Annotated in this window: 13 protein-coding genes; 4 read left to right on the top strand and 9 right to left on the bottom strand. The window is 69.2% G+C overall.

Annotation, left to right across the window (positions count from 1 at the left end; genetic code table 11):
• Positions 1-65: 65 nt before the first annotated feature.
• On the bottom strand, positions 66-503 hold the full coding sequence (locus tag JYJ93_RS02885) for a cupin domain-containing protein (protein WP_206786400.1): 438 nt from the start codon (positions 501-503) through the stop codon (positions 66-68).
• Between the two features lie 406 nt (positions 504-909).
• On the opposite strand from JYJ93_RS02885, the gene JYJ93_RS02880 reads away from it, so the two are divergent.
• Together JYJ93_RS02880 and JYJ93_RS02875 are read left to right on the top strand one after the other, a co-directional pair.
• Positions 910-1425, top strand: a complete 516-nt coding sequence (locus JYJ93_RS02880) for a hypothetical protein (protein ID WP_206786399.1) — start codon at positions 910-912, stop codon at positions 1423-1425.
• 17 nt (positions 1426-1442) lie between these two features.
• A complete protein-coding gene (locus tag JYJ93_RS02875) occupies positions 1443-1766 on the top strand; it encodes a thioredoxin domain-containing protein (RefSeq protein ID WP_206786398.1) in 324 nt (107 codons plus the stop codon).
• Here the strand turns inward: JYJ93_RS02875 and JYJ93_RS02870 are convergent, their stop codons facing one another.
• The 3 genes from JYJ93_RS02870 to JYJ93_RS02860 all read right to left on the bottom strand — a co-directional run bounded on the left by JYJ93_RS02870 (position 1767) and on the right by JYJ93_RS02860 (position 5582).
• Positions 1767-3383 (bottom strand): ATP-binding protein, encoded by a 1617-nt coding sequence (locus tag JYJ93_RS02870; RefSeq protein WP_206786397.1) that lies wholly within the window; start codon positions 3381-3383, stop codon positions 1767-1769.
• 137 nt (positions 3384-3520) lie between these two features.
• Positions 3521-4003 carry a hypothetical protein gene (locus tag JYJ93_RS02865; RefSeq protein WP_206786395.1) on the bottom strand — a complete coding sequence of 161 codons (483 nt, stop codon included), beginning with the start codon at positions 4001-4003 and terminating at the stop codon, positions 3521-3523.
• A gap of 142 nt (positions 4004-4145) precedes the next feature.
• Positions 4146-5582, bottom strand: coding sequence for a metallophosphoesterase (locus JYJ93_RS02860; protein ID WP_206786393.1), 1437 nt, complete (start codon positions 5580-5582; stop codon positions 4146-4148).
• Positions 5583-5961: 379 nt separating this feature from the next.
• Between JYJ93_RS02860 and JYJ93_RS39810 the strand changes: the two genes are divergently transcribed.
• A complete protein-coding gene (locus JYJ93_RS39810; RefSeq protein WP_242544139.1) occupies positions 5962-6237 on the top strand; it encodes an Imm52 family immunity protein in 276 nt (91 codons plus the stop codon).
• On the opposite strand, the gene JYJ93_RS02850 is transcribed toward JYJ93_RS39810, so the two are convergent.
• Both JYJ93_RS02850 and JYJ93_RS02845 read right to left on the bottom strand, forming a co-directional pair.
• The gene (locus JYJ93_RS02850) at positions 6158-7090 is read right to left on the bottom strand and encodes a TIGR02266 family protein (protein WP_206786391.1); all 933 of its coding nucleotides are present in this window, start codon (positions 7088-7090) and stop codon (positions 6158-6160) included. The two genes, JYJ93_RS39810 and JYJ93_RS02850, sit on opposite strands and share 80 nt — an antisense overlap.
• 64 nt (positions 7091-7154) lie before the next feature.
• The gene (locus JYJ93_RS02845; protein ID WP_206786389.1) at positions 7155-8513 is read right to left on the bottom strand and encodes an RtcB family protein; all 1359 of its coding nucleotides are present in this window, start codon (positions 8511-8513) and stop codon (positions 7155-7157) included.
• A gap of 239 nt (positions 8514-8752) precedes the next feature.
• Here JYJ93_RS02845 and JYJ93_RS02840 point away from each other — a divergent pair, with 239 nt between their 5' ends.
• Positions 8753-9034, top strand: a complete 282-nt coding sequence (locus tag JYJ93_RS02840) for a hypothetical protein (protein WP_206786386.1) — start codon at positions 8753-8755, stop codon at positions 9032-9034.
• Positions 9035-9118: 84 nt separating this feature from the next.
• On the opposite strand, the gene JYJ93_RS02835 is transcribed toward JYJ93_RS02840, so the two are convergent.
• The 3 genes from JYJ93_RS02835 to JYJ93_RS02825 form a co-directional block, all read right to left on the bottom strand.
• Positions 9119-9469: a DUF2019 domain-containing protein gene (locus JYJ93_RS02835; protein WP_206786384.1), complete on the bottom strand. Its 351-nt coding sequence runs from the start codon at positions 9467-9469 to the stop codon at positions 9119-9121.
• Positions 9469-10794 (bottom strand): hypothetical protein, encoded by a 1326-nt coding sequence (locus JYJ93_RS02830; RefSeq protein WP_206786382.1) that lies wholly within the window; start codon positions 10792-10794, stop codon positions 9469-9471. The genes JYJ93_RS02835 and JYJ93_RS02830 overlap by 1 nt, the downstream gene beginning before the upstream one ends.
• Before the next feature lie 97 nt (positions 10795-10891).
• Positions 10892-11911 (bottom strand): BTAD domain-containing putative transcriptional regulator, encoded by a 1020-nt coding sequence (locus tag JYJ93_RS02825; RefSeq protein ID WP_206786380.1) that lies wholly within the window; start codon positions 11909-11911, stop codon positions 10892-10894.
• Between the last annotated feature and the right edge of the window lie 59 nt (positions 11912-11970).

Raw genomic sequence — 11970 nt, 5'->3', positions numbered from 1 at the left:
TGGGAGGAATCACCACGCCCGGGCAGGACAGGGGCTCGCCCGCCCGGGGGGCGGCGGGACGCCCTTCAGGGGGCGGGAGACTGCTCGGCTGCTTCCCCCTCGAGCGATGGAGCGGACATCAGCACCAGCGCCTCCACGTCAGCGACCGGCCGGTGCTCGACGCCACGGGGGACGATGAGCAGCTCGCCCTCCTCCAGGTCCACGGTGCGCTCACGCAACTCCACGCGCAGGGTGCCCCCGGTGACGAAGAAAAGGGCGTCGCCAGAGGCGTGACGGCACCAGGGGCCGGTGCCCTTCAGCCGCACCAGGTGCACGGGCTGGCCATGGAGCATGCCCACGGGCCGGGCAATGCCAGGCGCCGGCAGGTCGGTGGAGGCGTGGGCCAGGTTCACCTTCTCCACGGGGGGAAGGGACGCGGAGGCCTGTGCCGGGGGACGGCGGCGCGAATCCCAGCGAGGGGGGCGGCCACCGGCGAGGGGTGGGGTCCGGAGAATCGTGCTCATGCGACAGGGACTCCTTCAGGGGGGACGCGGTCCCACCCCCTCGTGGGTTGTCTTGCTTTCTGCCAGAGACAGGGCCTGTGTTTCACCCCCTGCCACGGGAGCCGGTCCGGTATCCGACGGAAGGCGCAGGTAAGATAGGGATTGCTCCGCGGGCGTGCCGGAAGCCCTCTGTCCACTGACGGAGATCCCACCGTGCGGTGACGAACGGCGGCCCGGGGGGCGGCCTCGTCCCGGGACGCCTTCCTCGAGCCGCTGGGCACGCCGGGCTTCCGACGGCCATCGCCTCCGGGGACCGGGCCGTCCCCATTCCCTGTCCCTCCCCGAGGGGGGAGGGCCCGCCCTTCGCCGTCATTCATAGACATGGGGTGTCCCCGCGCTGCCCGCGGGAGGCATTCCGGGGGAAGGCATGGGCTATCTGTTGATGCACGCGGAATGGAGGCACCCGAAGGTGGTCACCCCGGGCTGGGTGAAGCTGCTGGAGGGGAAGAAGGTCCACCGCGTCCTGCCGTCGACGTGGCTGGTCGCGGGGCGCCGGGAGGACACGCATGCGCTGCGGGAGCGCGTGGTGGATGCGCTCCGGCACGGGGACACGCTGGTGGCCCGGTCCGTGGACCGGGCGGTGTGGACGGAGGCGGGCGTCTGGGGGCCGGAGCCGGTGGTCGCGGCCCCTCGGTCCGGGACGCCGTCGGCGTGGCTGCTCGCCATCGACGCGGAGTGCTCGCGGCGCGTAGAGGCCATCCATGAGGGACTGGGCCCCTTGTTGCGAGCGCTGGGCCGGGAACCGTGCCTGCGTCACACGAAGACCCTGCTGGGCTTCACCCTGGAGGTGGATGCCGCGACGCTCCGGGACTTCTGCTCCAACCACTTGCGTGCCACGGACCGGTACCTGCTGTGCAGGCAGGACGCGCCCGTCGAAGGCTGACATTCGAGGAGGGAACGATGCGAATCGAGCACTTCACGGAGCGCGCCTTCCAGCAGCAGGTGTTGGCGTCCGGGCAGGTGGTGTTGATGTATTTCTGGGCGCCCTGGTGTCCGCCGGAGTACCGGCTGATGGACGCATGGATGGAGCAGGTGGCGGCCCGGCACCGGAGCGCGGTGAGGGTGGTGAAGGTGGACGTGGAGAAGGAGCTGGTGCTCGCGGAGCGGTACATCATCCGCGCGGTGCCCACCCTGGTGGTCTTCAAGGGAGGGCAGATGGTGGACCGGGCCGTCGGAGCGATGACCCGGACCGCCATCCGGCGCATGCTGGAGGGGCACCTGTAGTCAGCCCCTGCGAGTGGCCCGGTAGGCCTGGGCGGGGTGCTTGGGGGTATCGGGGTGGGTCCGTTCGAGGAGACCCTCTTCGACCATGGCCTTGAGATGCCGCTCCGTCAGCTTGTCCGGGTTGTAATGCAGCTCATGGGCAAGCTCCGTGGGGGGCCAGGGACGAAGCGAGGTAAGCGCCAGGATGGCCTCGCGCAGGGCTGCCTTTCTGGGCCGGTGACCTAGCTTTTCGATGATTTCACGCGCCTTCGCGTCGATTTCCTTCCGGCCAGCGACATCCCCCAATCCGTCCGGAGCATCCCCCAATCCGTCCGGAGCATCCCCCAATCCGCCCGGAGCATCCCCCAATCCGCCCGGAGCATCCCCCAATCCGTCCGGAGCATCCCCCAATCCGTCCGGAGCATCCCCCAGATCGGGCGCGAGCTCCCCCCAATCCGCGGCCAGGGTCTGTCCCACATTCACCCGCAGCGTGACGACCACGGCGCCCGTGACCTCGGCGAACTCCGGGGCGGAGAGTCCGGCTGCGCGGCACATCTCGGCGACACGGTTCGTGCCCCGGCCCCATTTCTCGATGAGCCCGGCACGGTAGAAGACCTCCGCGATGATGGGATTGCGCTGCACCGACAGATGCGGCCGGGTGAGCGATTCAGGCGTGATGCCTTTCGGATACCGCCCCGCGCTCCATATCTCCACGCGGTCGTCGAAGATGGCGAGCGATACCGCGCCACCCGCGATGCTGTAGTCACGGTGGATGAAGGCGTTGACCAGGAGCTCGCGCATCGCATCTGGCGGGATGAGTGGACGGTCGACACGCTGCAGTCGGCCCGGTTCGATACGGCCGGCCAACGGGAAATGCCGCTGGCAGAACAGCTCGGCCTCCTCGAGCAGCCGGAAGGCCGGTCCGCGCACGTTGCGTTGATCGAGGAACTCGGTCTTGTCGGTGCCCCGAAACCGGGCCATCCGCAGCTCGCACTGGGGATGGTGGGGAAGAAACGTCTTGCCAAAGAGCACGACGGCCGCGCGCAGGAGCCTGCCCTTGTGGCGTACGCCAAGGCGGTCGAGCAACTCGGGCAGGCCTCGTCCCACCGGTCCTACGAGGCGCCCGGCCGAGCGGGCCGCCTCGACGATGCGCAGCACCTCCTGGCGGTCCAGCTCCTGGAGCGGAACCTCATCGGCCTCCTGGTTCTCCCAGCGACGGCGGCTGTGCGCACGTTCCAGCAACAGCAATTCATAGCGCTCCTGCGCCATCTTGCGGGTCGTGTTGCCCACCCGCTCATAGGCGCGGCCATCAAAGGTGTACGGCACGGAATCACTGATGCCGCCCACGGTGAGCACGAGGACGCTGCGCCCTGAAGCGACCTCCACGCTCTGGATGTGGAGGTCGAGCGGGGGCTCGAAGCGCTCGCGTGCCGTCGCGATGTCATGCAGGGTCTGTTCGCTCACCTGCTGGCCGATGAGCTCTCCGCCAGGCTTCACGCCCAGCAGCACCTGGCCTCCTTGTCCATTCGCGAAGGCGCAGAGCGTGTGCATCGCCTCGCGCAATTCACCGGTCGAGCGCTTCAGCTCGAGTGTGACGGATTCTCCCCTGGCGGCGAGGTGGGCGAGGTCTGGAATCATGGCGGGCCCGCCTCTGCATCATCCGGGCCCGCCATGTCCGGCGCTGTTCCCTCTGTGCCGACGCCTCCTCCGAGCATGAAGCGTACGGGCCGGGACCCTGCGTTCACGCAGGGAGACGGTGCGCCGTCGTGTGCCGTCTACAGGCAGTCCACCAGGCCGTCGTAGAGGGTCGTGCTGGTGCCGGGCAGCGTGGCGTAGAGGGGCGAGGTCCCGGAGAGCGCCGTCAGCAGCGACGTGAGGGGGGTGCCGCTGGCCAGCGGGCTCTGGCAGGTCCAGGTCTGTGTCTGCACGGAGATTTCACCCGTGGACGGGTCGAGCTCCTCGTTGCTCGCGGCGAACACCCAGACGCACTGGCCAATGACACCCGTCCCGCTGTTCACGGAGCACTGGAAGCGCAGCGACTGGATGTTGCTGTACTCGCCCTCGCAGAACGTGTCCCCACAGATGTCGTCGAAGTTGTCCCTCAGGTTCGAGCGCAGCTCCAGCCACGCCAGATACTCCGGCTGGGACGACAGGTAGGACGTGGCATCGACATGGCTGGACCCAGGCCGCGCCTCGCCCAGCGGGGCGGACAGGACCAACCCCAGCGTCGACAGCGCCAGCCACGAACGGATGTTCATCACGGAGCACCTTCCTGGAAATGACCGCCCCACGGACGGAACGGTCACCCGCAAGGCCATCTGTGTTTGGCAAGAATTTCAAGCAAACCTTCGTTCACGAAGATTTCACGTTGAAGGATGTGGATGTCACGGGCGTGTGAGCTCAGCGCACCCAGTTCACGTTGCTGTATGCCTTCACGCCGTCCGCCCGCTCCGTGTTCGTCAGCGGCGCGTAGACGCGCGTGCTGATGGTGTTGGCGGCGGTGTCCACCTCCACGAGCCGCGTCGGATTGGTGGTGCCGTCGTGGAACGTGTTGAGCATCTGGTAGATAGTGTTGCCGTTCACGCCGGTATCGGTGCGGTAGGCGGCGTTGCCCACGTGGCCGGAGAAGACGAAGCGCACGTTGGCGTACTGCTTGATGAGGTTGTCGAACACGTACTGGGGGCTGTTGTTGCCGTAGCCGCCGTTCGACTGCTCGATGCCGCCGCTGCCGTTCAGGTGCGAGTGGGTGATGATGATGACGTTGTGCCGGGGGAACTGGGCCAGCACGGTCTTCGCCCAGTTCACGGCGTCCGTGCGGGCCCACAGCTCCAGGTTCAACACCAGCCAGTTCAGGCCGCCCGCGTTGAACGTGTGGTAGGCGTTGTCGCACTTGCCGGACTCGAACACGCCGCCCAGGGCCTTGAAGCGGGACAGCGGGAAGTAGGTGTTGAAGGTGGTGGTGTTGCGCAGGTTGGCGTTGACGTTGCCGGGGCACGCGCTGCCGCCCTGGCACACGGCCGCCGTGTCGTGGTTGCCCAGGGCGATGGCGTAGGGAATCTGGGCCGTGTCGAGCACCTGATACGAATCACTGGCGCGCTGGTAGTAGAGGTGATCGGGCGTGTCCCAGTCCAGCAGGTCTCCGGTGTGCAGCACGAAGCGGATGTCCTGGGCCGTCTTGTTGTCGGCGATCCACTGCATGCGCTGGGTGAGCCGGGTGGGGGCGTAGACCGTCTCCTGCTGCGTGTCGGGGATGACGACGAAGGTGAACTTCGTGTCCACCGTGGTGGGCGCGGCGTAGAACTGGATGCCTTCGTTGGTCCAGCCTGCGGCGGTGAGCGCGTCACGCTCCGCCTGGGTGACGGCGTGGCGGTGTTTCTTCAGGCCCGGGTTGTCGAAGCGGTAGACGGGCACGAGGCACGTGTCCGCGGTCTTGGACGCATAGAAGCCCACGCCCTCGTCGGTGGTGAAGCCGGAGGCGATGAGGTTCGAGCGCTCGGTGGCGTCGATGGTGACGATGTGCTCACCCCGGCTGGGGCTGTAGAGCCGGTAGACGGGGGACAGGCCGGTGCCGGAGGAACTCGCGGCCTTGAAGGGCGTGCCCCGGTCGTCGGTGTAGCCGTAGGTGGTGGCCGCGTTGGCGGCCTCGTTCGCGTTGAGGGTGAGGAGGCTGTCGCCCGTGGACGGACGCACCCGGTGATACACGGGCTTGCTGATCGCGGCGCAGTCCAGCGCCGCCGTGGTGCTGCCCAGATGCTGGGGTTCAGGCGCCTCGCCAGGACCGCAGGCGGACAGCACGCCGGCCAGGGCCAGGGACAGGAGGAGGGAAGAGGGCTTCAAGATGGGCTCCCAGTGAAGTCAAGATGTTCAAGTTAAAATTGAATTGCTGGGATGCGCATAGCATTGAAGAAAGGGCCGGAGAAGGCACCTGTCGAGGAGTGTCACGAGTGTCACAGGGGCAGGACCGGATGATCGTGTGGGGACTGCTGGTCGTGCTGCTCACGGGCTGCACCAGCGGCCCCACGGTGCGGATGCGCACGGAGCAGGGGACCCGGACGTATGCGCCGGTGACGTGGGACCGGCGGGTGCCGGTCAGCGCGCGCGAATTCGAGGAGGCACTGGCGCGGCTGGTGCTGGAGGTCCCGCTGACGGTCGGTCACCCAGGGTGGTGCGCGCGGTCGCGAAGAAGGGGGCGCAGTTGGACCTGGGGTTCGGGTTCATGCTGCGGGACGGGTATGGGCGGTGGTGCCGGGCGCATGAGGCTCCGGTGTACTTCGCCGACTTCCGAGGCCCCGTGCCTCCACTGCCCTCTCCCGTCCAGGTGGAGCACATCCCCGACCGGGGCACGCTCATCACCCTCACTCAGGAGAAGTTCACCGTCTCCAGCCCCTGCGCCCCTGGGGCACCCGGGCCACTCAGTCCGGGTAGAACATCGGGTCGCGCGTCGCCACGAACGACGAGATGGCGTGCGCCACCTCCGGCGGCAGCGTGGTGAACTGCACGCCCACTCCCGGCATCAGGTCCGGCGTGCGGTCGTTGCCGTCGCGCGCCCAGCGCACCACGCCATTCACCGTCAGCGGCCGGCCTCCCGGCAGCGTGAAGTCCAGCTCCACCGCCGTGCCGCGCGGCACCGCCTCCACCGTGGCGATGAAGATGCCGCCCTCGCTGATGTCCATCGAGAAGCCGGTGAAGAAGTTGGAATCACTGCGCGTGTCGATGGTCGTGTGCATCCGCACCCGGCCCGCCTTGCGCGCGTCGCTCTTCGCCGGAGTGGTGGCCACGGGCGCGCGCGCCGGGAGCCGCTCCGCGCGCGTCGGCGCTTCGGTCTGCAGCTTCTCCTGGGACGGCCGCAGGGCCGGGGGCGGGACGACCTTCTGGGTCTCCGCCTCCGCGGCGCGGCGGGCCTTCGCCTCGGCCTCCGCGCGGGCCCTGGCGGCGTCCTCCACGCGCTTCAGGTCGGACTCGGCGGACGTCAGCGCCTTCTCCACCCGGGCGGCGTCCTCCTGCTGCACGCGCAGCGCGGACTGGAGGTCCAGCCCGGCCTGGCGGCGCGTGTCCAGCGCGGCCTCGCGCGCGTCCAGGGCCTTCTCCCGCAGCCGCGCGAGCTCCGGGGACGGCTCGGGGGACTCGGTGTCCTCCAGGCGCATGGCCCACTGGGACAGGCGCGAGTCCCCGGCATGCTCCGGCCGGGCCAGGGCCTGGCGCATGCGGACGAGCCGCTCGCTCAAGGCGGCGGCGTCAGCGGCGGCGCGGGCCACCTGTTCAGCGAGCTGCGCTTCCAGCCGGGCCATGTCGGCTTCGGCGCGCGCCAGTTCGGTTTCCCGGGAGGGAGTGGGGGACGGGGGCATGGGTGGGGCTCCAGGCTGGCGCCCACTCTAGCGCCGCCCGGCCTCCCCCACGAGTCCTACCCCGTCAGTCCGCGCCCTTGATGCAGGCCACCGGCTTGAGGCGGTGGGCCACCCGGGCGAGTCCGGCCTGCTCCACCGTCTCCAGGACGTCGTCGAGGTTCTTGTAGCAGGGCCCGGACTCGTCCAGCGGCGTGGTGCGGGTGTTGAGCAGGATGCCGGCCTCCGCCATGCGCCGGTCCGTCTCCTCTTGCTGGAGTTGCCGGCGCGCGGCGGCGCGGGACAGCCGCCGGCCGGAGCCGTGGTTCACCGAGTAGATGGACTTCTCCGCCCCCGCTTCCGCGAAGAGGATGGCGCTGCCCGTCTCCATGGAGCCCGGGATGAGGATGGGGTGCCCGGTGGCCTCCCACGTCGTGCCCTTGAGGGCCGGGTGTCCGGCGGGGAAGGCCCGCGTGGCGCCCTTGCGCGCGACGAACTTGCCGCCCTCGCGCTGGATGAGGTTGTGGCTGATCTCGTAGTAGATGTTCGCGGTGCCGCCGAACACGTCCTCGAGCGCCCCGCACACGGCCTCGCCGATGAGCAGCCGGTTGGCCACGGCGAAGTTGGCCGCCATGTTGTGCAGGTTCCAGTAGCTGCGGCCCAGGGCGCTGTCCGCGTCCAGCCAGACGAAGTCCTCGCTGCGGCTCTTCAGGCCCAGCTGCGCGGCGCCCGCGACGAAGAAGTGCTTGGCGATGTTCCAGCCGAAGCCCCGGCTGCCGGTGTGGAGCATCACCCAGACGCGGCCGTTCTCATCCACCTGCATCTCGGTGAAGTGGTTGCCGCCGCCCAGGCTGCCCAGCTGTCCGCGCTTGTCGAAGGCGCGCTCGGGGATGGACACGCCGGTGTCCTCCACGGGGATGAAGTCGCGCTCGGTGACGGAGCGGCTGCGGCCCAGGGCCTTGGCGCCATGGCGCAGGACCTCCTTGAGGGTGGGTTCGCTGAGCCGGCGCTGCTTGCGCGCCCGGGTGGCGCCCACGCCCACGGCGATGCGGTCGGTCACCTCGTCGATCCACTGGCGGCGCTTCGCGGGGTCGGCGACGTCCTCCACGGTGAGCGAGGTCTGTAACTGCACCATGCCGCAGCCGATGTCGTAGCCGGCGGCGGTGGGCAGCAGGGTGCCGTCGGTCTCCACGATGGTGCCGATGGGGACGCCATAGCCCACGTGACAGTCGGGCGTGACGGCGACGCGGGTGACGCCGGGGAAGGTGGCGGCGTTGACGACCTGATCGAAGACGGCATCTTCCAGCGGGGGGGCTTCCGGGTTGCCTTCCTCCCCCCAGAGGAGCTTGTCGGAGAGGAACAGGTCCGCGTGCACGCGCATGGTCTTGGTGCGCGGCAGGACGTAGTGGCCCTCGGAGACCTTTTCCAGGTGTTGCTTCCAGCTCATGGTGAATCCCCCAGGTGGGTGAACCCGCGGCAGGGACGAAGCCCTCCCTCATCCCTGACGGTGCCGGTTTCCGGACACACGATTGGCTGCCTGCCTGCCTGGCGTGCGTCGAGTGGAAACCCCGTGGGGTGGACGCAAGGAACGGCCGGGAGTGCACGAAGCGGCATTCAGACAAGCCTGGGGGTTGCGGCGGCGGATCGGCATTCCCATTTCTGCAGCGTGCATCAAGGGGGTGGGCGATGGGGTTTTTGACGGGGATGGTGCTGGCGGTGGCGTTGCAGGCGGGGCCGGTGGAGGTGAGCGCGGCTCCGGTGTTCAATCCCTCGCTGTGCGCCAAGAAGCGCGTGGATCCATGCGGGTGCCATCACGTGTACGGCATCCGGCACTGCCATCAGAACCGGAAGAGCAATCACTGCGAGGCGCAGGTCCGCGCCTACCAGCCGGACGTGGAGCAGGAGACCGCGGAGGCCACGAATCCGCTCCAGAGCCTCATCGACCCGGCGAAGTCCGTGTCCATGTAGGACGGAGCGGTTCCTGAGCGGAGCGGAGTCACCGGGCGTCCTTCCCTGGAGAGGGGAGGGCGCCACGGTGCGTTGTGGGGATGGCTATCCCGGGTCCAGGGACCAGGTGCCTTCCTTCCATCGCTTCAGTGCTTCCGAGGCTTCGAAGGGAACGAGGCCCTGGCCCCGGGCCGCTTCCTCCAGGACCGCCTTGGCTTCCGCCGTCCGGTAGCGGAGCAGGGTCGCAGCGGCCGTCACCCGCACGTCCATGCGCTCATGCTTGAACAACGCGAGGAGCGCGTCCCGTCCGGCATCGCCATGGGCCAGGAGTTGATCAATCGCTGCGTTGTACTTCCTGGCGTGCTTGTTGCCGGTCCTGGAATCGCCTTGCCAGATGGCGTCGGTCTGGGCGGCGACATGCTTCGCGACCTGTTCGACCAGCTTCTCCAGGGTCATCACCAAAGCCCCTTCGACACGTTCTCGATGGCCCGCAGCCCGAAATCGCGTTGTGCCTCGTACGACTGCGTACTCAACCATTTCCGCACGGTCAGGCTCCCAGTGCCCGTGAGGTTACGCCGGATCGCGGAATAGAGTTCGCTGACCCGGGCATGCACTGCCTTGTCCAGCGGGATGACATTCTCGGTGTTGTGGAGGGCCTGGGGACCGAACCGCTGCACGTTGCCCGGGGTCTGCTCGACGATGTGGTGCCACTCCTTGCCCGGGCCCGCCGGGCCCAGGGCCTTCTTGAAGCCACTGAACGAGCCCCAGCCCCTGGGCGCAGGTCCACCACCGTTGGCGGTCATGGCCACCGCGCCAGGTGCGAGCGCGACCGTCACGGTCCCCGCGCTCACCGCCACCGTCCGCACTTCGCCGACCGCCGCGAACCGCAGGCCCAACTGGGACTCGGCCTGCGCTGCCGCCAGGGCGGATCCGGGGAGCCGGGGCACCTTCGCGGCCAGGCCGGGGGCGGTGGTGCCGATCGCCGCCGTGGCCAGCAGGGCGAAGGCGCGTGCCGCGTTGCGGCCCATGACCTTTCCGTAGCGCTCGCCCGCCTCACGCAGCGCGCTGAACGTGGTGGCCCGGTCCGCGGCTTCCACCAACTGCTTGAAGCCCACGATGAGGTTCCAGAAGGTGTCGACGCCCACGTAGGCGATGAGCGTGGCGGTCATCACCGCCGCGAGCCCCTTGGAGAAGGGTTCGGGCACCGCGAGCAGGACCATGTACGTGGTCCAGGTCCAGAGGACCGTCGTCAGCATGGCCTGGGGATTGGCCATGTCCTTGAATGCATCCAGCAGCTCCTCCAGCACGGCCCCCTGAGAAAGCGCCATGGCCAGGGCGTAGCGCCCATCTCCGTTGACCGCAGGGCCTTCCATCAGCAGACGCAGACAGTCACCAGGCCTGCCGGTGCGCTCGCACCAGCGCAGATAGGCACGCGTCAGCTCCATGTCCGCACTGGAGGCATCGCCCTCCAGGTGCTCATCCGGCCCCAAGGGGGTGATGCGGCGGTCGCTCGGGTCATAGAGATATGAACCACTGCGCGGCTCCACCTGCCAGAGACGCCGTGCCGCATCCTGGGGCCGCGAGGCCGGACGCACGGCCCGGGCCAGCACCGCGACGGCTTCCTCGAAGTCCTCCGCGTCCACTTCCACCGGCGTGCCGCCCGAGGGCGGAGTGACCACGATGGGTGCACCCCTGCCTGTTTCCAGGCGCACGGACCGCGTGACGCCGCCACAGCCGGTCAGCAGCACGGCCAGAAGCGGAATCAACCACCAGCGTCGCATGCGGATGTCCTCTCCGGAGATTGAGAAGCTCCGTGAGAGTCATTTGAACATGCAATGGCAGACGAATGCAGGGGGCGTGCTCCGCGCACGGCCCGCCTCAATGCACGGCGGCGGGCTCCCCGGGAAGCTCCTCCGAACGGCTCACCTCGAGCTCGCTCTCCGAGCGGATGATGACCCAGCGCGCCTGCGGCGACACGCGCAGGGCCACCACGTTGGGAGCCAGGCGGCGCATCTCCGGCTTGTAGGGCATCACCGCGGCGGGAGGAGGCGCCGGCGGGACCGCGGGCGCGCGATTCATCAACGTGAGGACCTTCACCGTGGGGCGCTCCGGTATCGGAGCAGGCGGCACGCCCGGAGGGCTCCTTGGCAGCGCGGGCAGGCCCAGCGGCACGGCCGGCAGGACCTTCTGGGGCACGCCCCTGTCCACCGCGACGGGCTTGATGCTGGGAGGCGCGTTTCCTCCCGGCGGATCTCCGAAGGCGGACATCGACACGATGACCTTCGGCAACGGCGCGGCCTCCGGCGCACCCGCCGCCACCTGCGACATGGAGCGCGACATCGTCTCCGTCGCGGAATCCCGCGCCGGCGCGGCGGGACGCGGATGGGGCAGCACCGCCTGCCGCCCTGGCCCCGGCATCGCGCTCGGTATCCCCCGGACGTTCACCGGCGAGATGGACGGTGGCGGCGGAGGCGGCGGCACGCTGCGCATCCGCCCGGGCGGCGGCGTCGGCGGCGGCAGCCGGTCGAAACGGTAGAGCTCCTCGTCCTCCAGCGCCGTCGGCGTCACCGCGCCCTGACCCATCCGCGCCAACTCCTGCTGCAACACCGGGTCGCGCGAATCCAACTCCAGCGCGGCCTTCAGGGCGCCTCGCGCGCGGGACTCGCAACCCAGTGACAACAGCACCTGGGCGGCTTTACGGTACGCGGCAATGGCTTGCTCCTTCTGCCCCGCGCGGCGGCAGGCCTCCGCCAGCCGGACCCGCACATTCGCGTCGCGTGGCAGCAGCTTCGCGAGCTGCGCGTACGTTTCCACGCACTGCGCATACCTCCCCCGCTGGTACAGCGCATGGGCGACTTCCTTCAACTCCCGCAGCTTCAACGACTCGCGCTCGCTCATGGGGGGTCTCCGCGTCGGTGCCGCTCTCGAGAGCTAGCAGGCGACGTGCCGCGCCCCCG

It is taken from the genome of Corallococcus sp. NCSPR001 (assembly GCF_017309135.1).
Classification (GTDB): domain Bacteria; phylum Myxococcota; class Myxococcia; order Myxococcales; family Myxococcaceae; genus Corallococcus.
This window is presented reverse-complemented; position numbering and strand designations above follow the sequence as displayed.

What these genes read in the sequence shown, in the direction of transcription:
- JYJ93_RS02865 (WP_206786395.1), bottom strand. Translation starts at nt 4,003, where the DNA reads ATGAACATCCGTTCGTGGCTGGCGCTGTCGACGCTGGGGTTGGTCCTG.
- JYJ93_RS02870 (WP_206786397.1), bottom strand. Translation starts at nt 3,383, where the DNA reads ATGATTCCAGACCTCGCCCACCTCGCCGCCAGGGGAGAATCCGTCACA.
- JYJ93_RS39810 (WP_242544139.1), top strand. Translation starts at nt 5,962, where the DNA reads ATGCTGCGGGACGGGTATGGGCGGTGGTGCCGGGCGCATGAGGCTCCG.
- JYJ93_RS02845 (WP_206786389.1), bottom strand. Translation starts at nt 8,513, where the DNA reads ATGAGCTGGAAGCAACACCTGGAAAAGGTCTCCGAGGGCCACTACGTC.
- JYJ93_RS02840 (WP_206786386.1), top strand. Translation starts at nt 8,753, where the DNA reads ATGGGGTTTTTGACGGGGATGGTGCTGGCGGTGGCGTTGCAGGCGGGG.
- JYJ93_RS02850 (WP_206786391.1), bottom strand. Translation starts at nt 7,090, where the DNA reads ATGCCCCCGTCCCCCACTCCCTCCCGGGAAACCGAACTGGCGCGCGCC.
- JYJ93_RS02830 (WP_206786382.1), bottom strand. Translation starts at nt 10,794, where the DNA reads ATGCGACGCTGGTGGTTGATTCCGCTTCTGGCCGTGCTGCTGACCGGC.
- JYJ93_RS02885 (WP_206786400.1), bottom strand. Translation starts at nt 503, where the DNA reads ATGAGCACGATTCTCCGGACCCCACCCCTCGCCGGTGGCCGCCCCCCT.
- JYJ93_RS02835 (WP_206786384.1), bottom strand. Translation starts at nt 9,469, where the DNA reads ATGACCCTGGAGAAGCTGGTCGAACAGGTCGCGAAGCATGTCGCCGCC.
- JYJ93_RS02825 (WP_206786380.1), bottom strand. Translation starts at nt 11,911, where the DNA reads ATGAGCGAGCGCGAGTCGTTGAAGCTGCGGGAGTTGAAGGAAGTCGCC.
- JYJ93_RS02875 (WP_206786398.1), top strand. Translation starts at nt 1,443, where the DNA reads ATGCGAATCGAGCACTTCACGGAGCGCGCCTTCCAGCAGCAGGTGTTG.
- JYJ93_RS02880 (WP_206786399.1), top strand. Translation starts at nt 910, where the DNA reads ATGGGCTATCTGTTGATGCACGCGGAATGGAGGCACCCGAAGGTGGTC.